The organism is Haladaptatus litoreus (assembly GCF_900156425.1).
In the GTDB taxonomy this organism is placed as follows: Archaea; Halobacteriota; Halobacteria; order Halobacteriales; family Haladaptataceae; genus Haladaptatus; species Haladaptatus litoreus.
The window spans coordinates 106,125-127,658 of sequence record NZ_FTNO01000002.1; the positions used below are offsets into that span (position 1 = coordinate 106,125).

22 protein-coding genes are annotated in these 21,534 nt (G+C 59.8%); 8 read left to right on the top strand and 14 right to left on the bottom strand.

Going from position 1 to position 21,534, the window contains the following annotated elements:
• Window positions 1-431: 431 nt before the first annotated feature.
• Together pan2 and pepF are read right to left on the bottom strand one after the other, a co-directional pair.
• Window positions 432-1,655 carry a proteasome-activating nucleotidase Pan2 gene (gene pan2 / locus BW974_RS11585; RefSeq protein ID WP_076430453.1) on the bottom strand — a complete coding sequence of 408 codons (1,224 nt, stop codon included), beginning with the start codon at window positions 1,653-1,655 and terminating at the stop codon, window positions 432-434.
• Between the two features lie 222 nt (window positions 1,656-1,877).
• A complete protein-coding gene (gene pepF / locus BW974_RS11590) occupies window positions 1,878-3,668 on the bottom strand; it encodes an oligoendopeptidase F (RefSeq protein ID WP_076430454.1) in 1,791 nt (596 codons plus the stop codon).
• Between the two features lie 100 nt (window positions 3,669-3,768).
• On the opposite strand from pepF, the gene BW974_RS11595 reads away from it, so the two are divergent.
• Window positions 3,769-5,103, top strand: a complete 1,335-nt coding sequence (locus BW974_RS11595) for a M28 family peptidase (RefSeq protein WP_076430455.1) — start codon at window positions 3,769-3,771, stop codon at window positions 5,101-5,103.
• Here the strand turns inward: BW974_RS11595 and BW974_RS11600 are convergent.
• The 5 genes from BW974_RS11600 to BW974_RS11620 all read right to left on the bottom strand — a co-directional run bounded on the left by BW974_RS11600 (window position 5,100) and on the right by BW974_RS11620 (window position 7,608).
• On the bottom strand, window positions 5,100-5,345 hold the full coding sequence (locus BW974_RS11600; RefSeq protein ID WP_076430456.1) for a hypothetical protein: 246 nt from the start codon (window positions 5,343-5,345) through the stop codon (window positions 5,100-5,102). The two genes, BW974_RS11595 and BW974_RS11600, sit on opposite strands and share 4 nt — an antisense overlap.
• Window positions 5,346-5,427: 82 nt before the next feature.
• Window positions 5,428-5,658: a hypothetical protein gene (locus BW974_RS11605; protein ID WP_076430457.1), complete on the bottom strand. Its 231-nt coding sequence runs from the start codon at window positions 5,656-5,658 to the stop codon at window positions 5,428-5,430.
• 56 nt (window positions 5,659-5,714) lie between these two features.
• A complete protein-coding gene (gene truA / locus BW974_RS11610; RefSeq protein WP_076430458.1) occupies window positions 5,715-6,506 on the bottom strand; it encodes a tRNA pseudouridine(38-40) synthase TruA in 792 nt (263 codons plus the stop codon).
• Window positions 6,507-6,665: 159 nt separating this feature from the next.
• The gene (locus BW974_RS11615; RefSeq protein WP_076430459.1) at window positions 6,666-7,265 is read right to left on the bottom strand and encodes a DUF7411 family protein; all 600 of its coding nucleotides are present in this window, start codon (window positions 7,263-7,265) and stop codon (window positions 6,666-6,668) included.
• Window position 7,266: 1 nt separating this feature from the next.
• A complete protein-coding gene (locus tag BW974_RS11620) occupies window positions 7,267-7,608 on the bottom strand; it encodes a DNA-binding protein (protein ID WP_076430460.1) in 342 nt (113 codons plus the stop codon).
• A gap of 90 nt (window positions 7,609-7,698) precedes the next feature.
• Between BW974_RS11620 and BW974_RS24645 the strand changes: the two genes are divergently transcribed.
• Window positions 7,699-7,878, top strand: coding sequence for a hypothetical protein (locus BW974_RS24645; RefSeq protein ID WP_139328865.1), 180 nt, complete (start codon window positions 7,699-7,701; stop codon window positions 7,876-7,878).
• A 113-nt stretch (window positions 7,879-7,991) separates the two neighbouring features.
• Here BW974_RS24645 and BW974_RS11630 read toward each other — a convergent pair whose 3' ends face one another.
• Together BW974_RS11630 and BW974_RS11635 are read right to left on the bottom strand one after the other, a co-directional pair.
• Window positions 7,992-8,447, bottom strand: a complete 456-nt coding sequence (locus BW974_RS11630) for a 30S ribosomal protein S19e (protein WP_076430462.1) — start codon at window positions 8,445-8,447, stop codon at window positions 7,992-7,994.
• 148 nt (window positions 8,448-8,595) lie between these two features.
• The gene (locus BW974_RS11635) at window positions 8,596-9,639 is read right to left on the bottom strand and encodes a lysylphosphatidylglycerol synthase transmembrane domain-containing protein (protein ID WP_076430463.1); all 1,044 of its coding nucleotides are present in this window, start codon (window positions 9,637-9,639) and stop codon (window positions 8,596-8,598) included.
• Window positions 9,640-9,726: 87 nt separating this feature from the next.
• Here BW974_RS11635 and thiL point away from each other — a divergent pair, with 87 nt between their 5' ends.
• Window positions 9,727-10,611, top strand: a complete 885-nt coding sequence (gene thiL, locus BW974_RS11640) for a thiamine-phosphate kinase (RefSeq protein WP_076430464.1) — start codon at window positions 9,727-9,729, stop codon at window positions 10,609-10,611.
• Window positions 10,612-10,624: 13 nt separating this feature from the next.
• Here the strand turns inward: thiL and BW974_RS11645 are convergent, their stop codons facing one another.
• The 4 genes from BW974_RS11645 to BW974_RS11660 form a co-directional block, all read right to left on the bottom strand.
• The gene (locus BW974_RS11645; protein ID WP_076430465.1) at window positions 10,625-11,749 is read right to left on the bottom strand and encodes a site-2 protease family protein; all 1,125 of its coding nucleotides are present in this window, start codon (window positions 11,747-11,749) and stop codon (window positions 10,625-10,627) included.
• 34 nt (window positions 11,750-11,783) lie between these two features.
• The gene (locus BW974_RS11650) at window positions 11,784-12,734 is read right to left on the bottom strand and encodes an AEC family transporter (RefSeq protein ID WP_076430466.1); all 951 of its coding nucleotides are present in this window, start codon (window positions 12,732-12,734) and stop codon (window positions 11,784-11,786) included.
• A gap of 419 nt (window positions 12,735-13,153) precedes the next feature.
• On the bottom strand, window positions 13,154-13,405 hold the full coding sequence (locus BW974_RS11655; RefSeq protein WP_049969561.1) for a DUF7123 family protein: 252 nt from the start codon (window positions 13,403-13,405) through the stop codon (window positions 13,154-13,156).
• A gap of 244 nt (window positions 13,406-13,649) precedes the next feature.
• The gene (locus BW974_RS11660) at window positions 13,650-14,465 is read right to left on the bottom strand and encodes a molybdopterin synthase (protein ID WP_076430467.1); all 816 of its coding nucleotides are present in this window, start codon (window positions 14,463-14,465) and stop codon (window positions 13,650-13,652) included.
• 87 nt (window positions 14,466-14,552) lie between these two features.
• Here BW974_RS11660 and pyrH point away from each other — a divergent pair, with 87 nt between their 5' ends.
• From pyrH to BW974_RS11680, 4 genes are all read left to right on the top strand, one after another.
• Window positions 14,553-15,272, top strand: a complete 720-nt coding sequence (gene pyrH / locus BW974_RS11665; protein ID WP_076430468.1) for a UMP kinase — start codon at window positions 14,553-14,555, stop codon at window positions 15,270-15,272.
• A complete protein-coding gene (gene lysS / locus BW974_RS11670; RefSeq protein WP_076430469.1) occupies window positions 15,269-16,921 on the top strand; it encodes a lysine--tRNA ligase in 1,653 nt (550 codons plus the stop codon). The genes pyrH and lysS overlap by 4 nt, the downstream gene beginning before the upstream one ends.
• 173 nt (window positions 16,922-17,094) lie before the next feature.
• Window positions 17,095-17,403, top strand: a complete 309-nt coding sequence (locus BW974_RS11675; RefSeq protein ID WP_076430470.1) for a hypothetical protein — start codon at window positions 17,095-17,097, stop codon at window positions 17,401-17,403.
• 64 nt (window positions 17,404-17,467) lie between these two features.
• The gene (locus BW974_RS11680; protein ID WP_076430471.1) at window positions 17,468-19,318 is read left to right on the top strand and encodes a site-2 protease family protein; all 1,851 of its coding nucleotides are present in this window, start codon (window positions 17,468-17,470) and stop codon (window positions 19,316-19,318) included.
• Between the two features lie 49 nt (window positions 19,319-19,367).
• On the opposite strand, the gene BW974_RS11685 is transcribed toward BW974_RS11680, so the two are convergent.
• The gene (locus BW974_RS11685; RefSeq protein ID WP_076430472.1) at window positions 19,368-19,883 is read right to left on the bottom strand and encodes a PadR family transcriptional regulator; all 516 of its coding nucleotides are present in this window, start codon (window positions 19,881-19,883) and stop codon (window positions 19,368-19,370) included.
• Window positions 19,884-20,019: 136 nt separating this feature from the next.
• Here BW974_RS11685 and BW974_RS11690 point away from each other — a divergent pair, with 136 nt between their 5' ends.
• Window positions 20,020-21,525 carry a heme-binding protein gene (locus BW974_RS11690; protein ID WP_076430473.1) on the top strand — a complete coding sequence of 502 codons (1,506 nt, stop codon included), beginning with the start codon at window positions 20,020-20,022 and terminating at the stop codon, window positions 21,523-21,525.
• The last annotated feature ends 9 nt before the right edge of the window (window positions 21,526-21,534 follow it).

Genomic DNA, 21,534 nt, shown 5'->3' on the forward strand with positions numbered 1-21,534 from the left:
GAAATCAGCAATCCGGACAAACCACAGAAATCAGCAATCCGGACAAACCACAGAAATCAGCAAACTACACAACCGATAGCGGCCAGCAACTCCTCCGCGAACGAGGAGCGATAGCGACGAGTGAGCGGGCCGACGAATCCCTCGAAGGAGCGTCGAAGACGTGACTGAGGGGGTGAGGAGTGTCTTCGTGAGCGAAGCGAGCGAATGGCTCGGAAGTCGCATGCCCGCGGAACGAAGTGAGCAGGAACGTCTTCCGGTGCTTTTAGTCCAGGTTTTGCCAGAGAGCGCGACGAAGTCGCGCGAACGTGGTTCGAAAATCAGAGATTTTCGTCATCGCCAGAAATCTATGATTTCTGGCTGGTAGTCAGAACGGTGTTCTGACAGCATCACGAAAGAGCGTCGCTCTTTCGAACGACAGGAAAAAGTGGGGTTTAATACGCGTATCGCAGGTTCGGAACCGCGGTGTCGTCGCCAGCCTCGATTTTCTCTAAGGCACCTGTGAAGTCGTCCATGGTGACTTCGGTGCGGCCGTCGCGGATAGCAAACATTCCGGACTCGGTCGTCAGACTCTCGATTTCGGCACCGCTGAATCCATCGGTTGCCTCGGCGAGATGGTCGAAGTCCACGTCATCCGAGAGGTTCATGTCGCGAGTGTGAATTTCGAGGACGCGGCGGCGACCCTCGTTGTCCGGGTTCGGGACTTCGATGAGGCGGTCGAAACGACCGGGGCGGAGAATCGCGTTATCGAGCATGTCGAAGCGATTGGTGGCGGCGATGATGCGGATTTCGCCGCGGTCTTCGAAGCCGTCCATCTCCGAGAGCAACTGCATCATCGTACGCTGCACTTCCGCGTCACCCGACGTTTTCGAGTCGGTGCGCTTCGACGCGACGGCGTCGATTTCGTCGATGAAGATAACGGCTGGTTCGCGCTCCGACGCGAGCGAGAACAGGTCGCGGACGAGTTTCGCACCTTCACCGATGAACTTCTGGACGAGTTCCGACCCGGCCATCTTGATGAAGGTGGCGTCGGTCTGGTTGGCGACTGCCTTCGCCAGCATGGTCTTCCCGGTTCCGGGTGGCCCGTGGAGAAGCACGCCGCTCGGCGGTTCGATACCCGCGGCTTCGAACTGTTCGGGGTTGACGAGCGGTTCTTCGACCGCTTCGCGGACTTCCCGAATCTGTTCTTCGATGCCGCCGATGTCCTCGTAACTCACTTCGGGCGATGCGTCCACTTCCATCGCCTGCGCTCGCGCATCCGTCTCCGAATCGAGCAGTCGCTCGATGGTGAACGAGTCGTTGACGGCGACTCGGTCGCCTGCCTCGATGTCCTCGCGGAGTTGTACCGCAACGTCGGTCAACACCTCTTGATTGTTGCCGTGCTGTTTGATGATGACGCCGTCGTCGGTCACGTCCTCGACCGTGGCGACATACAGCGAGGTCGTCTTCAGCGTCTCGTTTTCCCGCTGGAGTCGGTCAACCTCGTCGGCGAGGTCTTCACGACGGTCACCGGCGTTTTCGACACGCTCGCGCAGCTTTTCGTTGACCTTCATGATGTCCGTGAAATGTTCTTGAAGCGCCGCAAGACGCTCCTCGTCGGACATCTCCGGGTCAAGTTCGAGTGTTGGTCTATCAGGGACAGATGGACTGCGCGACATTTGTTATTCGTTCGTATGTCGCCACATTAAAAGTGCCTTTGGGTCGCGGGCTATCCGCAAGATTTGTGTACGTTCGAAATAGTCGCGCGTGTTCGGGTAGTTTCACGTTATTTTTGCAGTTCTGTCGTTTAATTCGAGTAAATAATTTAGAATACTGTCCGAAAATAACTATTTCGGTAGAAAGTCAGTGAGTAGAAAACTCAGTTTGGTAAACGTTCCGAGTTAAATCAGTTCTTCCATCTCGTCCAGATGCGTGTCGTACACGTCGAGCGCGCGCTGGATGGGTTCTGGCGACGCCATATCGACGCCCGCACCACGGAGGAGTTCGAGTGGGTATTCACGCGACCCACTGCTCAGGAAGTCGAGGTAGCGTTCCGCGGCGGGTTCGCCTTCGTCCAGAATCTTGTCGGCCAGCGCAACGGCCGCACTGATACCCGTACTGTACTGGTAGACGTAGTAGGCGCGGTAGAAGTGCGGGATGCGCATCCATTCGCGCTCGATTCGGTCGTCCACGACGGCTGGTTCGTAGAACTCACGTTTGAGGTCGCCGTAAATTTCGTCCAGTCGGTCGGGCGTGAGTGCCTCGCCGTTTTCCACGACCTGATGTGCTTGATACTCGAAGTCCGCGAAGAGCGTCTGGCGGTAGAGGGTCGAGCGGAATCGTTCCAGATACTCGTTCAGGACGTGCAGACGGAACTCAGGGTCGTCGACCGTTTCGAGCAAGTGGTGGGTCAGCAGTGCTTCGTTGACCGTGCTGGCCACCTCGGCGACGAAGATTTCGTAGCCACCGTAGACGTAGGGCTGTGTCTCGCTCGTCAACTGCGAGTGAAGCGAGTGGCCGAGTTCGTGCGCGAGGGTGTACATCGAAGAGATGTCGTCCTGATAGTTCATCAGGATGAACGGCTGAGTGTCGTAGGTGCCGCCGCTGTACGCCCCGGCCCGTTTGTCCTGCGACTCGTACACGTCTATCCAGCGCGATTCGATACCTTCTGCGACTCTCGACTGGTAATCCTCGCCGAGTGCGCCGACTGCCTCGACGACGTACTCGACCGCTTGGTCGTAGTCGAGGTCGGGACTCTCCGATTCGGTCATCGGCATGTACACGTCCCACATCTGGAGTTCGTCTACGCCGAGGCTTTCGCGTTTGAGTTCGGCGTGGCGGTGGAGTTTGTCGAGGTTGTCCCGAACAGTCTCCAACAGGTTGTCGTACACCTTCGGCGGAACGTTTGGCCCGTCCAGTGCCGCCTCTCGCGCGGTGTCGTAGTTCCGGGCACGGGCGTATTTTACGTCGGCTTTGACGCTGTTTTTGTAGGCCGCGCCGACCGAATTTCGCACGTCGGCCCATTCATCGAAGTACCCTTCGTACACCGACTGGCGGAACTCGCGGTCTGGGTTTTTGAGCAGGTTGACGAAGTTGCTCTGTGTGATTTCGACTGCATCCCCGTCGGGTTTTTCGACCGTCGGGAATTCCATGTCGGCGTTCGAGAGCATGTTGTAAATCTCGCCGGACGCGCCGGTGACTTCGCCGAACTCCGCAAGGAGATTCTCGATTTCGGCCGAGCGAGTGTGCTCTTTCATCCGTATCACGTCGTCGAGATAGTGGTCGTACTGTTCGAGGCCGTCAGTTTCCGCAATCATGCGGTCGAGTTCGTCGCGGTCTAACGACTGCACTTCCGGTTCGATGAAACTGCCCGCACTCTGTGCGCGCGAGGCGAGCGACTGTGCACGGGTGGACAGTGCCTGATACTGCTGGTCTGACGTGTCCTCGTCGCTTCGCATTCGCGCGTAGGACGCGACCATCGCCACCTCGCGACCGAGTTCGTCCGAGAGTTCCAACACCGAAAGGAGAGTCTCGCCGTCTTCGGTCGCCTGCCCCTCGTATGCTTCGAGGTCGGAGAGTCGCTCTTCGACTTCCTCGTAGGCCTCCTCCCACTCTTCGTCGCTCGTGTAGATGCTCTCCAAATCCCATTTGTACTGCGTATCGATGTCGCTTCGTTCGGGTACAGAACTCATACCATACTGGTAAGAACAGCCACCCTGTAAACGTTGAGATTTCGGGAGAATACTTTACCGCCGGACAGAGGTTTTTACGGGATGCCGACACAGTGGGGGTATGGCTGACGAGGCACACACAGCGCTCGCCGAAATGTGGCAGGACGACTATCCGTGGCAATTTCTGACGAAACTGACCGAACTCGAAAATCGGATGGGCGGCCATCCCGGTGAGAAACGGGCCGCAGAACTCGTCACCGAAGGGTTCGAACGCGCCGGTGCACGAAACGCCCACACCGAATCGTTCGACATGGACTGCTGGTCGCGCGGTTCCGCGCAACTCGCCGTCACCGACCCGGTGGAACGCTCGTTCGAAACCATCGCACTGCCGTACTCGCCCGCTGGCGACGTGCGCGGCGAGTTGGTCGATGTCGGCCACGGAATGCCCGACGAGATAGACGACAAGGACGTGGCCGGAAAAATCGCTGTCGCCAGTACGACGACGCCCGCGGGAAGTCGGTTCATTCATCGAATGGAGAAGTTCGGCTACGCCGCCGCGGCGGGCGCGGAGGGGTTCATCTTCCACAACCACGTCTCGGGACAACTGCCACCCACTGGGTCGCTCACGTTCGGCAACGAAACCGCGATTCCCGGCGTCGGCGTGAGCAAGGAAACCGGCGCGTGGTTGACCGAATACGCAGAGAAAAACGCGACCGCGAGGCTCACTGTCGATGCCAGAACGGAACCCGGAACCAGCCACAACGCCATCGCGGAACTCGGCCCGGAGACGGACGACGAAATCGTGGTCGTCGCGCACCTCGATTCGCACGACATCGCCGAAGGCGCACTGGACAACGGCTGTGGCATCACCGTCGTCGTCGCGGTGGCCCATCTGCTCGCCGAAATGAACCTCGACACGCGCGTCCGACTCGCTGGCGTCGGCTGTGAGGAAATCGGACTCCTCGGAGCCAAAGCACTGGCCGGGTCGCTCGACACCAACAACGTGAAAGCGGTGGTCAACATCGACGGTGCGGGTCGATTCCGCGACATGCGGGCGTACCTCCACGATTCCGAGACGATGCGTGACGTGGTCGAAACCGTCTCGGAGCAGGCGAACCAGCCCATTCACCAGCAGGAAAACGTCCATCCCTTCAGCGACCACTGGCCGTTTTTGATGCGAGGGGTTCCGGCCCTCCAACTGCACAGCGAGCAAGACCACAGTGCGCCCGGCGCCCGTGGGCGTGGCTGGGGCCACACCCACGCAGATACGCGGGACAAGGTGGACGACAGAAATCTCCGTGAACACGCCATGCTGGCCGCGCTGTTGATTCAGGAAGTCGCCTCGCGCGACGAGATTCCGCGACCGACCACCGAGAGTCTGACGGAGAACCTCCGCGAAAACGAATTCGAAGAAGGCATGCGGGCCGCCGGAATCTGGCCCGAAGAGTGGGATTAGAGGTCGATTCGCTCTCCGTCCACGATTTTTCCGAGAAACAGAGCGAGGCCACGGAGGACGAAATAGACACCAACCAGCGTCGAACCCCCGATGATAAACAGCGACAGGATGGCACCGATAATTTCGAAGGCGACGATGGCCGCGCTGGCGATTCCTGACCCAATGGTTAGGATTACAACGCCGACGGTGATGTACATCGCCGACTGCCAGAGCCAGTCGGTGTCGTTTGTATTTCGACTCATGCTGAAAAATTTCACTTAGATATCAAAAATGATTCGGTGAGATGAAACGTCGATAACTTCTCTTCGAGATACAGGGGTAGGCTTACTGTGCAACCTCGTTTCGGACGACGTCCTCGACGAGATTGCCAAGTGCACGGACAATGACATAGACGCCAGCGAAGAGCGAAACGAGGTAGACAAACGCGAAGACGACGATTCCGAATCCGTCGATGCCTCCGGCAATCGTCGCGCCGAGCCAGCGACCGAACAAGATAATCAGTATTCCGGCGGTGACGTTCACGGTCACGTCCCGAAGCAAATTGCTGTTTACCATATCGGGTAGCTACAGGTGACAACTATAAAACTATTCGAGCTGTGACGCTGCTGAAACTATTCTAGATGGCTGGTGATTTCGCGGGCGACCCGCGACCGGGTTCGGTGTTCGATTCGCATGTCGCGGAATACGGATTCCGCGCTTTCCGCCGCGTCGTCCTCGATTTCGAACTCGCAGTCGTATCCCACATCCGCGAGCAGGAGCGGGTGTGCCGAGGCGGGTGGAACACCCTCCGGGCCATCCAACGGTCTCGCGGAAAGGACGCGCTCGATTTTTTCCATCGGAGTGTTCCCCACGGCAATCCCGTGGACGAGCGAGACGACTCGGCGAACCAGATTTCGGGCGAAGCCGCCCGCCCGAAGCGTGAAGACGAGGTAGTCGCCGTCTTGGAGGACGTGAATATCGAGGTCGCGGATGGTGCCGTCCTCGTCCGGGGTCAGGTTGTGGAAATCGTTCTCGCCGGAGAGTCGCTGGCTTGCGTCTTTCGCCAGCGCGAGGTTCGCCGTTGGGGCGTAGCAGTGGTAGACGTACTCTCGATAGTAGGCGTCGTGAGTCGCGTGAAATTGCGGCACGACTTCTGCGCTGGCCCACGCACGAATCGACTTCGGAAGTTCGCTGTTGAACGCAGAGGGAGTGAGCCAGTCGGGACACTCGAACGCGATGGTCTGGGAGAGTGCAGAAACTCCGGCGTCGGTGCGGCCCGCGGCGGCGTACCCCTCCGGTACGGTGTCGGCCACCCCGAGGGCACGGAGCGCGTCGAACATCGCGTCCTCAACTGTCGGGACATCCGGCTGGCGCTGAAATCCGTAGAACGGACGGCCGTCGTAGGCAACTCGAAAGGCGCGCATCGCCAGGTCATAGATGGGGGACGGCTTTAGTTCGTTGGATGCTACCGGGAAGAACGCAGTCGTTGCAGAGCCGTCCCGAGAAAACAGATGGCGATTTATTCGACGTGGGTACGGTACTGGCTCTCCCAAACGACGAACAAACTCCTCGCAGGCACCGCGTTACCGCGGTGTGTGGAACCCTGTAACGTAGGTCTGTTCGTGTGCGGGAAACACGTCGTCCACCGCGTCGGCACCGTGTTCGTCCACGAGGAGAGAGCGCAGTTCCGCCTCGTAGTCGGCCTTCCGAATTTGGTCGCTCGGGCCGGATTCCACGTCGAGGTTCGCCGTGACGAGCGAATCGACCGCATTCCGTCCGAAGCCGGAGAGCGGCACGATGTAGTCGATTCCGTGGCGGTCTTCGAGACTCTGGGCCTGTGCTCGCGAAACGGTTGGCACGCGGTCGTCCCTGCGCGTGCCGTCTGCGACCGCGTCGAACCGCATGCTGGCCACGATTTCCAACGCGTGCAGGTGCACCTGCTGGATACCGTTTCGCGGATAACCGTCTTCGACCATCTGTTCGACGGCGGTGATGGCAGCGTCGTGGTCGAGTTCGACCGTCTCGAAGTCGAATCCAGTCGCTTTCGCGGTGTTGCGGGCGTGCTTCCAGTCGTCCGTGACGCCGAAGTGGGCCGTGACGAGGGTTACGTCGTAAAAATCGTCTAGCAGGAGGGCGGCGAGCGTCGAGTCCTTTCCCCCGCTGTAGAGGAGTCCGAGTTCCATCTCAGCGGCGTTTGATGTTGAAGCTCTTTTTGTCGGGCTTCAGTTCGCGGAGCAGTTCTTTCATCTTCTGGTCGTCGATTTTGCCGTTGATTCGCCCGCTCTGGGCGATGGCGAGGATTTGCTGTTCGACCTGTTCTGCGAACTGCGGTTTGCTCATCCGAACCGAGTTCAGTCGTTTTCGCGCACCGTCGGTCAGATACTGCCGGAGCAGGGCCTTCTTCTGGGCGTCTGCCTGCTGTTGGGCCTGTTGCTGGGCCTCTTCTTGCTGTTTTTGGTCTTGCATCTCCTCCATCTTTTTCTTTCGAAGCTCTTCCAGTCGGTCGTCGTCAGGACTTCCACTCATGCCTTATCACTTCGTTACCGCGCACGACCAAAAACAATTACGGACACCAGCGTTCGACTGGGCGCGACAATCGGTCTGGATGTTCGAAATTTGAGTTCTCGAAACGATGTCGGAATCCACACACACACGGACTGGACGCGCGGTGAGGACACCTGCGCCAGCGGTCGGCGCAGGTGGTCGAGCGCCCGGGGAGGTCGGGGGACGAAAAAGGCGAGTGCGCCAGCGGTCGGCGCACTCGTCCGCATGCGGTGGCGGTGTTTGGAGTCGTAATTCGAGTCACAGTAGCCGACCAAACGAGAAAATCAACAGTAAAAACCACACAACCCACGCAAAGCCGTAACTACTCAAACAAAAACCAATAGTCGAAAACGGAAATTCCGAGTTTACGCGTAGCGTTCGAGTTCCGGGCGGTCGAGGTCGGACATAACCTCACCAGCCGTGTCGTCGAGGAAACTGCGGCCCTCGCCGGTGATTTCGCGGCCACGGCTCTCGCTGGAGCTGATGAAACCTTCCTCTTCGAGCTGCTGGAGGATGGTTCGGATGACCTTCTTGCTTCCGTCGGCGCGGTGTGCTGGCGCGACGGAGTAGCGGTTCGAACCGGATTTGCTGTCGCCGTACTCGGTCGAGAGTCGCTCAACACCGACCGGGCCGCTGGTGGCGACCTTGCGGAGGAGACTGCCTGCGCGGATGTACCAGAAGTTCTCCTGCTCGGGTGGCAGTTCGCGCTGTGCGCCGGTTTTGGCGAACTCGAACCAGTCGGGTTCGTCGATTCGATCCTCAAGCTCGTCGGCAAGCGCTTCGATGAGCGCGTCGGCCGGAACGTCGTAGAGCGTCGTCATACGATTGGATTCCCTTCGGCGGCGTTTAAAGCCATCGTTACGGAGTTCGGACGCGGGACTCGATAGCCGTCTCGGCCGTCGCTTTCGCTCACCGCGGACTTCTAGAATTCCGGAACCGGACGACGACAGTCGCCCTTCACGGGCCGCATTACCGTGGCAACTCGCCGTTGGCACTGTCGGCTTCCAACATCACCGTCGTCACCCCGCCGAGCATGGTCGGAAGCCAGTAGGTCGCCCCGCGGTGGATGACCGCCGCCGCCCCCGCCGTCGCTGCCGTGACGCCCGTAATCGGAACGAGCAAAATTACCAGCGCCGCCTCCACACCGCCGAGTCCGCCCGGAAGGGGCGCGACACCCGCGATACTTCCAATCGGGACGATGAACAGTACCGCGGCGAACGGAACCGGATGGCCGAGCGCGTAGAGCGAGAGCCACAGCGAGAGGGAGGAAAGAAGCCATCCGAAGGCAGAAAAGAACAGGGCGAGCAACAGACCGCGGCGGTCGCCCGCGATTCGCTCGATTGTCCCGAAAAAGCCCTGAATCCGCCGTTCGACTGCGGATTCCGTAATCGGGTTCACAGGAGGAACCACCCGGGCGATGATTCCGACCATGGGAACGACGACGCCCGCGACAACCGACCCCAATCGGTCGCGATTACGCCACGCGAACAACACCGCGAGGGGAACGGCGAGCGCCAACGCAGCGATTGAGAGCGCGACCAGTTCGATTGTGTCGCCGAGCGTGAGAACGGTCGCGTAGTAGGCCACGCCGACCAGCGCGAACGAGATGGAGGGTACGAAGTTGATGGAGTCTACTGTGGCAATCGCGCCGAGACTCGTCTCGTACTCGGCGTCGGTGACCCGCGAGATGAGCAAGGCTGTGAACGGCTCTCCGCCCGCCTGCCCGAACGGCGTCACGTTGTTCGCGAACGTTGCGCCCGCGTAGAGGAAGAACGCCCGGAGTGATGAGACGTGAACGCCGAGGATTCCGAGGACGGTTCGAAGTGACATCGCCCACGAGAACAACCAAAGAAGGGCGACCGCCGCGACGGCGACGACGATTCGTGCGTCGGCCATCGACAGCGCCGACACCACGTGGTCGATGCCGACGATAGAGAAAACGACCAACAGGACGGCGACTGCGGCGACGAATCCGACGGCCACCGTTCGCAGGTCACCCAAATCGAGGCGCATCAGTTATCAGTTCCCTCCTATCAGCGAGACTGCTTGAAGCCAACGAAGACCGGTCGGCTTTTTTCGCGGCGCGATAGAACGACCGATATGGACGAACGGGCCGCGCTCAAACTGCTGGCGGGCAAACTCCCCGACGCGGGCGACGACGCGGCGGTCGTCGACGGACTGGTGATAACGACCGACATGCTCCACGAGACGACGGACTTCCCGACAGGAACGGAAAAATACACCGCGGGATGGCGCGCGGTCGGTGCCTCCCTCTCGGATGTCGCCGCGATGGGTGCGGAGGCCGTCGCCGCGGTCGCCGTTTATGCCGACGTAGAGTTCGCCCGCGACGAACTCGAAGCGTTCGTCGCGGGCGCGAGCGACGTGTGTGAATCCGTCGATGCGCGCTACGTCGGCGGCGACCTCGACACGTTTTCGGAGTTCACCGCGACGACGACCGCACTGGGCCGAACCGACACCCCAGTTCTTCGCTCGGGAGCGCGATCCGGTGACGTTCTGTGCGTCACCGGAACGCTCGGCCGGAGCGGCGCGGCCCTCCGACTGTTCGAGGCGGGAGACGAAGAGCGCGCGAACGACCTCTTTCGTTTCGACCCGCGAGTGCCCGCGGGGCGGGCACTCGTACCCTACGCAACCGCCATGATGGATTCGAGCGACGGCCTCGCGCGCTCGGTTCACCAACTCTCGGAGGCGAGCGACTGCGGCTTTTCCCTCGACGGCGATGCGATTCCGGTCGCGGAAAGCGTCCGTGACGTCGCGGAGGACGAAGCGGACGAACGTGCGTTGAGCCTCTTTTTCGGCGAGGATTTCGAACTGGTGTTCACGCTTCCAGAAGACGACCTCTCTGCGGCACGAAAAGCGTCACCGACGCCGATTTCCGTGGTCGGCAACGTCACCGACTCCGGAGTGGTGATGGACGGAGAATCGCTCCCTGACCGCGGTTACACGCACGGACAGGGAGAAAAGTAACGCGGCGAGTCGGTCAGGAGATGATCTGAATCGGCGTCGGCGTGAAACAGAGCAGGCCGAGGACGAACGTCAGGATACCGATCAGCTTTCTCCGCGAGTCGAGTTCGCCGTCGTCTATCGGCGTCGCAGGGCCGACGTAGGCGAAGAACATCGAGAGGAAGCCCCAGATGACCCAGAGCACCGTCGCGTTGCTCACGTCGAGGACGTAGAAGACGTAGGCCGCCAGTCCGAACAGAACGGCGGGAACGAGTGCCGCGATGCTCTCCTGCCGTTCCCCGATTATCGCGCGAACGATGTGACCGCCGTCGAGTTGGCCAACCGGAATGAGGTTGAGGAACGTGACGAACATCCCGACCCAGCCGCCGATAACGACCGGATTGACGGATTTCGTCGGGTCGTTGTCGTAGGCCAGCGGTTCGCCCATAATCGCCGCGATTCCCTGTAACAGCGGCGGGTAGCCGAACTTCACCTCGATGGTCGATGCGCTGTTGAGCATCTCCTGTGAGACGGTTACGGGTTCCATCGTCAGGCCGACTGCGGTGACGATGACCGTCGCTACGAGGCCCGCGAGCGGGCCGGAGACGCCGATGTCGAACAGTGCCTTCCGGTCGGGCATCTGGCCTTTCATCCGAATAACGGCCCCCATCGTCCCGATGAGCGTCGGCATCGGAATGAAGTACGGTAGTGTCGCGTCTACGCCGTGGTACCGACTCATCACGTAATGACCGAGTTCGTGGGTTCCGAGGACGCCGAGGACGGCCAGCGTAAACGGCCACGCGGTTAACAGCGCCTCTATCGGGTTCGAAACGGGATTGACGTGGTACCACGATGCGCCCGCCCAGAGCGTCGAGAGAACGGTCGCAACGAAGAGAAAAACGTTCTTCCACGGAACGCCGTTCGGCCCGAGTTCGACCGGTTCGGCCACGAGAACGTACTCGCCCATTCGCGTCGAGAGCATGACCTCGTAGCCTTGTTCTCGAAACAGCGGCCACACAGTCTTTATCAGCCGATTTTGCGGCACCAGCGGTTCTCCGTAGTAGACCAATTGGTCACCGTCTCGACGAACGTCATACACCCGAAATACGGAATGAAGTCGGTCGAGTGGAGGTCCATTCTCGGGCGGCTCGGTCGAAGCCATTCACTCCCAGTACGGAACGAATCGGTATAAACCCCTAGACGATGGCACCTGACTGCAAGACGGCGATGAGGAGCGTCAACACCGGCACGCTTGCCAAAGTACTGACAAAAATCGCCGTACTCACGTACTCGGGTGCAGACAGCCCGACACCCCCCTCGTCGTACTCGATAGAGAGGATGAGCGGGGTTATCGCCGCAGGCATCGCACATTCGAGGACGAACACGCGCGCGACCGTAAGGTCTTCGAACCCGAGCAGGAAGACGACACCGACGGCGACAACAGGGGCGACGAGGAGTTTCATCACGTTCGAAGCGCCCACGCGCGTGATGGCGGCACCGGAATCCGTATTTGCCAGTTGAATCCCGAGCATGAGCAACATCACGGGAATCGCGGCGTCCCCGGTCAGTTTCAGCGTCTCCATCGCCGCCGAATCGACAGGCGGGACGAAACCGAGAGCACGCGCGATTCCGGCGGCCAAAACCGCGTACACCAGCGGGAGTTTGAACACCTCTTTCAGTGCCGAAAGGTTCGACGTGCCGTTTCCACGCGAAGCGAGGTAGACGCCGACGGTGTAGGTGAGAACCGACTGAGCCGCGATGTAGAGAATCGCGGTACTTCTGCCGACTTCGCCGAAGGCAAACTGCGAGAGCGGAATCCCGTAGTTTCCGGCGTTCGGGAACGAACTCGCCAACACGAGCGCGCCGAGAACCGGTTCCGACTCGCCGAGTGCACGCCCGACGAACTCCGCCACCACCACCATGCCGAGGGTGAAGACGACGACGGCGACTGCGAGGTTGAGCGCCGTTTTTCCGCCGATGGAGGTCGTCGTGAGGCTGTGGAAAACCAACGCGGGCGTCAGAATGTAGATGGTAACCGTCCCGAGTGCGTCAACGTCGATGTCTCGGAGGGTTCCGAGGAGAAAACCGACGGCCGCAACCGAGAGAACAGGAAGAATGGCGTTCGTCAATGCGGAGAGGAGTGACACTGGTCGAACGAAATCGGTGGGGCATTACAAATGCGTCGAAGGCGGAAAACGGAGATTGAGGGGTCAGAGGGTGTCGCCGTGGCAGTTGGGGTGTGACGTGCAGGGAGTTCAGGGGGTGTGTCGTTTCGAGGGGAATTGGAAGCGTTTGGAGGGGTTCGCAGGGGAGCGGGTGGGAGAGTTCAGGGGAAGCGGGGCCGTTCAGGGAGTGGATGGCATGGGGTGTTCGAGAACTGTTCTGCTGGGATTCGATTTGCGAGCGTTTCGAGGTGGGGTGTCTTTTGTTGGAGTGTCTTCTCGTCGCGGAGTGGGGTTTCGCGTGACGGGGCGTTTCAGGGTGCGGATGGGGAGCAGGGTGTGGTTGCAGTGGCGTTGCGGGGTGTCGTTGGAGGTTTTGTCGTGCGGGGGCCGGGCCGAGGGGCTTACGCAGGGGCCACGCGCCACGTGGTTGCACTCGTGTACGACCACTTCTCGACTTCGAGTTCGGCGCAGTCGGTCAGTTTCACCATCAGCGCACCGATTTCCTTCGCGGAAAGGTCGACTTCGTCCGCGATGAACTTGCTTTTGAAGTACATCTCTCCGTCGCTCGCCTTCTCGCACAGGTACTGCTTGAGTCGGGCTTCTTTGGTTTCCGGTTCAGGGCTTTCAGGGGCAACTTGGGTGGTAGCGCTCATGTGCTGACTCCAGTTTCTGCATAGTCGGGAGGGATGTTATAAAGGGAGGAATCTTAGGGTAGTTTCGGGAATATTCAGTTCGATTGAGCGGAAATCGACGTGAATGCGGGTGAAAACGACGTTTTACGAACTGCTAAAAATTCCTTAGAAAGTTTAGAAACACTTCTCGTCTTTTATTTCACAGTCACACTCTATCGGCACACTCGGTTCGAAAACCCGGACAAATCACACCGGTACCTTCGGCCTACTGCTCGTGAACCCAGAACTGTTCATCCGTAGTCACCTCCTTTTTGAAAATCGGCACCTCTGCTTTCAGCCGATTGATACCATCTTCGACGGTTCGAAACGCCTCTTCACGGTGACCAGCGAGGACGACGACAAAGACGATGTCCTCGCCGTACTCGATGACGCCGGTTCGGTGATGAAGGAGGACGGTGAAAACACCGTCACGCGCTTCGAGTTCCTCGCGGATGGTGTTCAGTTTCGTCTGTGCGACCCCGTCGTACATCTCAAATTCGAGGGATTCGGTCGGCGTGTCGTCGTCGCTATCTTTGGCCCTAACGCGCCCCGTGAAGGTGGCAATCGCGCCCGAGCGCTCCGCATTCGGTGATTTTTTCGCACGCGCGACGAGCGATTCGAGCGTTTCGTACTCTTCGACTCCGCCGACAGCATCGCGGACAGCCTCGATTTCGAGGCTGTCCGCGTTTTCCGCGCGAATCAACGGTTCGCCGACTCCGTCGGCGTCACCGAGCAAAACTGTGGGAGCGTCAACGTTCGGAAACCCGGCGACGATAGCGTAGTCGTGCGTCGGCGCAAGTTCGTCCAAAACGCCGGACAGGGAGCGATTCGTCCCGCTGGCGCTCCAACCATCGTCGCCGAGTTCGAACGTGGTGGTGACAGACGAGTCGAGCGACGCAGTCGATTCGACTGCGTCGCCCGTAACCGCCGGGTTCGAACCTTCGGACGTGATAACGCCGACCCGCCCCTGTTCCGCGAGTCGGGACGCGAGTCGGTCGGCGACTGCCGCCGACTCGCGTCCGACGACACCCAGTACTTTCATGCGCGTAACGCAGGCGGCGAATCGCTTTTAGCCTTCGGTCGGAAGTTGAGAACGCTTAAGGCGAAGTCCCGGTAAGACGGCGGTAGTATGAAGGTGGTCGTTTCTATCGGCGGGAGCGTACTCGCGCCAGACCTAGAGTCTCAGCGCGTCCGTGGCCATGCCGAAGTCATCGAATCGCTCGCAAACGAAGGGTGTACCATCGGCGCAGTCGTCGGCGGCGGCGGTGTCGCGCGTGAGTACATCGGTACAGCGCGCAACCTCGGCGCAAACGAAATCGAACTTGACGACATCGGTATCGACGTGACGCGGCTCAACGCTCGTCTGCTCATCGCGGCGCTCGGCGAGCAGGCCGCGCCAAGTCCCGCGGAGACGTACGAAAAAGCGGGAACCGCGATGCACCGCGGCGACATCGCGGTCATGGGCGGCGTGATGCCCGGTCAGACGACCGACGCCGTGAGTGCGGCGCTCGCGGAGTATACGAACGCCGACCTGCTCGTCTACGCGACGAGCGTCAACGGCGTGTTCAGCGACGACCCGAACGAAGTGGACGACGCGACGAAGTACGACGAACTGTCTGCGGGCGAACTCGTGGACATCGTCGCAGACCTCGAAATGACGGCTGGTAGTTCCGCACCTGTAGACTTCGTGGCCGCGAAGCTCATCGGACGCTCGGGTGTCAGAACCATCGTCCTCGACGGAACCGAACCGGAGCGAATCGCCGACGCCGTCCTCAACGGGGAACACAACGGAACGGACATCATCCCCCACGGGACGGACGACGAGATGACCTACTGGGTTCAAGAATGAGCGCGGGCACGGCACCGATGGACGAACGAGACGAGGGAGGGGACGACCACCACGTCTTCTGGGCCGACGAGGTTGCCGACCGAATCGAAGCGCGCGACCCTGACGACCCGATCATCATCAAGGGCGGAATTTCGCCGTCTGGGGTTCCCCATCTCGGGAACGTCAACGAAATCATGCGCGGCTACTTCGTCGCGGAAGCGCTCCGCGACAGAGGCCACGAAGTGAAACAGGTGTTTACCGCGGATGACCGCGACCCACTGCGCAAACTCCCACGAAAACTGGCCGACTTGGACGGCAACATCGTGGAGTTGGGCGACGTGAACGCCGGGGCGCTCGGTCGAAACCTCGGGAAACCGTACACCGACATTCCCGACCCGTTCGACTGCTGTGACTCCTACGGCGAACACTTCTCGAACCTCATCCAGCAGAGCGCGGATTTACTCGGCGTTCCCATCGACGTGGTGTCGAACACCGAGATGTACGAATCCGGCGAGTTGGAGGACGTAACAGCCGAAATCCTCGACAATTCGGAGAAAGCTCGCGAAGTACTTGCCGAGTATCAGGACAAAGTTGACGCGGACTACATTCCGTTCAACCCGATTTGCGAGGAGTGCGGGAAGATTACGGAGACGGTGACGGATTTCGACACCGAGGCGGGAACCGTCGAATACGTCTGCACCGACCTGGAGGCGGGCGACAACACCATCGACGGCTGTGGCCACGAAGGCACCGCGACGCTCCGAGAGGGCAAACTTCCGTGGCGGTTCGAGTGGCCGGCCCAGTGGAAGACGCTGGGCGTGGACTTCGAACCGTTTGGCAAAGACCACGCCGAAGGCTCGTGGCCGAGCGGCGAGGACATCGCGCGAAACGTGATGGATTTCGAACCGCCGGTTCCGATGACCTACGAGTGGTTCACCCTCAACGGAAAGCCGTTTTCCTCCTCGGAAGGAAACATCGTGTTGGTTTCGGAAGTGCTGGAACTGCTCGAACCCGAGGTGCTCCGGTACTTCTTCACGAAAGACCCGAACAAGGCGCGCGACTTCGACATTGGCCGCCTCGACCTGCTCGTGGACGAGTTCGACCGCTTCGAACGAATCTACTTCGGCGAGGAGAGCGCGGACGAGCGGGAAACCGCGCTCGCAGAGCGAATCTACCCGATGGTCGTGGACGAGATTCGGCCCGAACGAATCCGGATTCCGTACACCTTCGCGGCGATTTTAGGCATGACCGACGACCCCGAACTCCGTGAGGAAATCGCGCGAAAGGAGGGCCATATCTCCGACGACGCACCCGACTGGGCGGCCGAGGAAGCCCTCGCGCGAGTGGAACGAGCGCAAACGTGGGCACAGCGCACGAGCAACGAGTACGACTACGACCTGAAACGAACCGAGATGCCGGAGGCGGACGTCGACGCCGAAACCGCAGTCGCGCTCGACGAACTCGCAGAGTTCATCGAGGCGGGACACGACGGCGACGAGATTCAGGAAGAGATTTACGAAACCGCGAAGCGCCACGACATCGACATGGGCGACTTCTTCGGCACGGGCTACCGTCTCTTTTTCGACGAGGAACAAGGCCCGAAACTCGGACCGTTCCTCTCGAACTTAGACCGCGAGTTCGTCCTTCGGCGACTTCGCCGGGAAGGATAGTTTCAACCGATTTTTACGACTACCCTAATCGCCAACAGAGTTAATAGCGTTGGTAAATATAACCCTACTGTCTCCACATAACAGGTGCATAACAAAGTACCTGCCAGTGATATAGAGAGATGTAACGTCTGTCTGGCGACTAATCACGTCAGCGACTAAACCAATATATTACCATGGCCCTGATAGAACTCAATCTTGAGAAACCAGCGTTGAAACGAACTGAACTCGTCAAAGAATCCGAAACCGAAGCAACGGACGCGACAGAGACGGAAACCGAGACGACGGAAGAGGAAGAAGTCGCGGAAGCAGAAATCGAGGAGACGAAAGGCCGCGGCAGAGCCGGAACGTTCGCCCGCCGCGCCGCAGTCCTCGGTGGCACCGCCGCCGGACTCGCGGCCGCACGAAAGTTCCAGCAGAAACGCCAAGGCAAGAAGGACGAAGAGCAGCAGGACTTCGAAGAAGACTGGCAGACCGCGGAATAACGTTCCCGGTATTTACGACCGTTTTCCCAAACGCCTTTGAGCGGTGCGAACCTTTCTTTTGCCAATGGATACGATTGTGTGGGTGGTTATCGGAATCACAGCCTACTGGTTCGCCCTGCTTGGACTACGGGCGAACGGCATGCTGCCGTCGTATATCGGCATGCAGGGGCCGATTCTAACGCTACACACCCAGAAAGGAAAGAAGCTACTCGATAAACTCTCCCGTCCGAAACGGTTCTGGCGAGCGTGGGGCAACTTCGGCCTCGGTATCGCGCTGGTCGTCATGATTGGAACCTTCCTCCTCCTCGTCTTGCAGGCGGTTTCTATCATTCAGAACCCACCGGAGCCGACAGCAGTGACACAGCCACGAAACGTGCTCGTCATACCTGGCGTCAACGATTTCCTCCCGCTTTCCGTCGCCCCGGAAATTCTGCTCGGTCTGCTAATCGGCTTGGTGGTTCACGAGGGCGGCCACGGTATCTTCTGCCGCGTCGAGGACATCGAAATCGAGTCGATGGGACTCGCACTGTTTGCGATCCTCCCAATCGGTGCGTTCGTCGAGCCGAACGAGGAAAACCGCAGAGAAGCGGATAGAGGCGGCCAGAGTCGAATGTTCGCGGCCGGTGTGACGAACAATTTCGCCGTCACGATTCTCGTTTTCATGCTTTTGTTCGGCCCAATAATGGGGTCGGTAACCGTCGCGTCCGGCGCGGCGGTCGGCGGCGTCTTCGATGGCTCTGCGGCGGGGGACGCCGGCATCGAGCGCGGCGACCGAATCGTCGCGGTGAACGGCACCGATGTGGAAAACAACGCCGACCTGCAAGCCGAACTCGCGGCAATCGACAGCAGGTCGGTCGAGGTTACGGTCGAAAACGGCGACGAACAGCGACAGACGACAATCCAACGCTCTCTGCTCGTGACGGCGATTACACAAACTTCGCCGTTTGCGGCGGGCGATAGCGAAGAGGAGTCGAACGAACCGGCGATCAGTACTGGCGAGAACATCACTGCGGTGAACGGAACCACGGTGTACACCGAAAAGAACCTGAGCCAGCAGCTCGCGGACAGGAAAGTCGCCACGCTGACCGTCAACGGAGAACAGATAACGGGACCGATTGGCGCACTTTCGACGGTTCAACAGGACGGGCCGATGAGCAGTGCCGACGGACTGAGCGCGGGCGACACGCTCGTCATCACCGCCATCGACGGCAACCGAATCGTCAACAGTAGCGACCTGAGCAGTACCATGGATGGCTACGAAGCGGGACAAACCGTCACCGTGGAAGCCTACACCAAAACGCAAAGCGGGGATTCCTACCAGCGAACGACCTACGAGGTGACGCTGGACGAGAACAACAGCGGCGAGGCCATCGTCGGCATCCTCGTCGCGCCGGGAACCTCCGGTATCGAAACCAGCGGGTTCGGAACGAATCTGTATCCCGCCGAGACGTTCCGCGACCTGATGGCAGGGCAGTTCATGACCGCTTTCGGTGGTGGCGGCGGTGGCGGTGACGGTCCACTCACGACGTTCCTGCTCGGTGTCGCCGGAACGCTCCTCCTTCCGTTCGCCAGCCTCTCGATGCCTGTCGGATACAACTTCGCCGGATTCGTCGCGTGGAACACCAACTTCTACGCGATTCAGGGGCCGCTTTCGGGACTCGGTGGCGGCCTCTTCATCCTCGCAAACGCCCTGTTTTGGACGGGGTGGATAAATCTCAATCTCGGCTTCTTCAACTGTATTCCGGCGTTCCCGCTGGACGGCGGGCACATCCTCCGGATGGGTTCGGAAGCCATCGTTTCGCGCCTGCCGACGAGTCAAGGGCGACAGGTTACTACGATGATAACGACGACGGTGGGGCTGACGATGCTCGCCAGTCTTCTCTTGATGATATTCGGCCCGCAACTGCTGGCCTGAAAATCGCCAGAAATCTATTCGCTGGTTTTCAAAGATGAAGGAAAATCGGTCAGTCTTCGAGTCCCATCCGCTCGTAGAACTCCTCGGGCGTGTCGGGAATCCGCTCGAACTCGTCGAAATCGCGTTCGTGGTGACGAATTATCTGTTCGAGAATCCACGAGCTGAACGTTTCGTCGAACTGCCATTCTCCGTCGGGACTCTCGACTTCGAATCGGTCGTCGGTAGAAAAGGCAACGTAGACGTGGTAGAATCCGAGAATAACGTCCGCGAACTCGCGGGCTTTCGTTCCACTTTCCTTTCGTTTTTCTTCTAGTTCTTCGTAGCCCGAGTCGGTGAGTTCGAAGTATTTTCGGTCGGGTTCGTCTTCACGTTCGATTCGCTCCGCCCAGCCTTTGTCCTCGAATTTGTACAGAATGGGGTAGACGGAACCGTAGGATGGTTCCCAGTGGCCACCGCTAATCTCCCGTATTTCTTTGAGTATTTCGTACCCATACCGCGGTTTTTCGTCCAGAAGTTCGAGCACGAGGTACGAGATCAGGCCTTTCGGCGGGCCGCTTTTCCGCATTGACTGGGGGTTTAAGTCGTGTTTTTGAAAGGCTTTCGGTCGGAGCGACACTCTCCGGAGTAATATCAACGTCGGCGAAGCGAAACTTCCGAGACGACTCAAAAGTTCCTTGTCCGGTCGCTCCTAACCCTCGCGTATGCCGAGAAAAGTCCCACCGACGCGCGAAGGGTGGTACGCACTCCACGACTTTCGAACAATCGACTGGAACGCATGGCGAGACGCCCCCGAGCGAGTCCGAAAGAACGCGCTGACCGACGGAACCGAGTTCCTGCAAGCGCGCGAAAACGTCACCGACGCGGACGACGGGTCGTCCGCCGTCTTCAGCGTCATGGGACACAAAGCAGACCTGTTGGTCGTCCATTTCCGGCCGGAAATGAACGACCTCGACACCGCGGAACGAGCCTTCGAGCGAACCGGATTCGCCGACTTTACCGAGCGAACCGACTCCTACGTTTCCGTCACCGAAGTCGGCGGGTACACCTCCGACGAGATGGTGAAAGACCCCGAGGACATCGAGGATACGGGGATGGCCCGCTACGTTGCGAGCAAACTCTACCCCGACGTTCCGGACGCTGAGTTCGTTTGCTTCTACCCGATGAGCAAACGCCGAACCGCCGAGGACAACTGGTACGATACGCCGTTCGACGAGCGCGCCGAAATGATGTCCAGTCACGGCGAAATCGGAAAGGGCTACGCCGGAAAGGTCACCCAAATCATCACCGGAAGCATCGGCATGGACGATTTCGAATGGGGCGTTGACCTGTTCAGCAACGACCCGACACACATCAAAGACCTGCTGTACGAGATGCGGTTCGATGAAGGCAGTTCGCGCTTCGCGGAGTTCGGGTCGTTCTACTTCGGGCGGCGTTTCCCGCCGGAAGACCTCCCGGCGTTCATGTCCGGCGACGAAGTTCCGGTTCTGGAGGACGCTCATCCAGACGGTGATTCCCACAGTCACGGACACTCGCACGGTGAGTCATCAGAAAGCGAGAGTCCACACGGTCACGGCGAGGGCGGCCACCACCACGGAAAATCCGGTGGCGAAGGCGACGAGGGCGACGAAGACGGCGACATCCGCGGCGAACTCGAAGACCTCGACATCTACGCCGGAAAACCCCACGGCGAGGACGTGTACGCGATGGTGCTCTACTCCGAGGAAGACCCGGACGAGTTGTTCGATGAAGTGGACGGTCTGCGAAAGAACTTCGACCACTACGACACCCACGTCAAAACCGCAGTGTACGGCAGCAGTGACCGCTCGGCGGTCGTGAGCCTCTGGAAGACCCAGAGCGCGGCGGAGACGGCGGGTGGTTTCCTCGCCGACCTCCCCGGTGTCGTCGCCCGCGCGGGCGAGGAAAGCGGGTTCGGGACGATGGGGATGTTCTACACCGTCAAGCCCGACAAACGGGAGGATTTCGTGGAGAAATTCGAGACGGTCGGCGGTGTGCTTGCAGATATGGAAGGCCACTTCGACACCGACCTGCTCACCAATCACGAGGACGAAAACGACATGTTCATCTCCAGTCAGTGGCGCTCGAAGGAGGACGCGATGGCCTTTTTCCGCAGTGACGCCTTCAGCGACACGGTCGATTGGGGTCGGGATGTTCTCGCGGATAGGCCTCGGCACGTGTTCTTGGCGTAGAACGGCGAA

Coding starts and splice junctions, on each gene's coding strand:
- pan2 (WP_076430453.1), bottom strand. CDS start 1,655: ATGTCGCGCAGTCCATCTGTCCCTGATAGACCAACACTCGAACTTGAC.
- pepF (WP_076430454.1), bottom strand. CDS start 3,668: ATGAGTTCTGTACCCGAACGAAGCGACATCGATACGCAGTACAAATGG.
- BW974_RS11595 (WP_076430455.1), top strand. CDS start 3,769: ATGGCTGACGAGGCACACACAGCGCTCGCCGAAATGTGGCAGGACGAC.
- BW974_RS11600 (WP_076430456.1), bottom strand. CDS start 5,345: ATGAGTCGAAATACAAACGACACCGACTGGCTCTGGCAGTCGGCGATG.
- BW974_RS11605 (WP_076430457.1), bottom strand. CDS start 5,658: ATGGTAAACAGCAATTTGCTTCGGGACGTGACCGTGAACGTCACCGCC.
- truA (WP_076430458.1), bottom strand. CDS start 6,506: ATGCGCGCCTTTCGAGTTGCCTACGACGGCCGTCCGTTCTACGGATTT.
- BW974_RS11615 (WP_076430459.1), bottom strand. CDS start 7,265: ATGGAACTCGGACTCCTCTACAGCGGGGGAAAGGACTCGACGCTCGCC.
- BW974_RS11620 (WP_076430460.1), bottom strand. CDS start 7,608: ATGAGTGGAAGTCCTGACGACGACCGACTGGAAGAGCTTCGAAAGAAA.
- BW974_RS11630 (WP_076430462.1), bottom strand. CDS start 8,447: ATGACGACGCTCTACGACGTTCCGGCCGACGCGCTCATCGAAGCGCTT.
- BW974_RS11635 (WP_076430463.1), bottom strand. CDS start 9,639: ATGCGCCTCGATTTGGGTGACCTGCGAACGGTGGCCGTCGGATTCGTC.
- thiL (WP_076430464.1), top strand. CDS start 9,727: ATGGACGAACGGGCCGCGCTCAAACTGCTGGCGGGCAAACTCCCCGAC.
- BW974_RS11645 (WP_076430465.1), bottom strand. CDS start 11,749: ATGGCTTCGACCGAGCCGCCCGAGAATGGACCTCCACTCGACCGACTT.
- BW974_RS11655 (WP_049969561.1), bottom strand. CDS start 13,405: ATGAGCGCTACCACCCAAGTTGCCCCTGAAAGCCCTGAACCGGAAACC.
- BW974_RS11660 (WP_076430467.1), bottom strand. CDS start 14,465: ATGAAAGTACTGGGTGTCGTCGGACGCGAGTCGGCGGCAGTCGCCGAC.
- pyrH (WP_076430468.1), top strand. CDS start 14,553: ATGAAGGTGGTCGTTTCTATCGGCGGGAGCGTACTCGCGCCAGACCTA.
- lysS (WP_076430469.1), top strand. CDS start 15,269: ATGAGCGCGGGCACGGCACCGATGGACGAACGAGACGAGGGAGGGGAC.
- BW974_RS11675 (WP_076430470.1), top strand. CDS start 17,095: ATGGCCCTGATAGAACTCAATCTTGAGAAACCAGCGTTGAAACGAACT.
- BW974_RS11680 (WP_076430471.1), top strand. CDS start 17,468: ATGGATACGATTGTGTGGGTGGTTATCGGAATCACAGCCTACTGGTTC.
- BW974_RS11685 (WP_076430472.1), bottom strand. CDS start 19,883: ATGCGGAAAAGCGGCCCGCCGAAAGGCCTGATCTCGTACCTCGTGCTC.
- BW974_RS11690 (WP_076430473.1), top strand. CDS start 20,020: ATGCCGAGAAAAGTCCCACCGACGCGCGAAGGGTGGTACGCACTCCAC.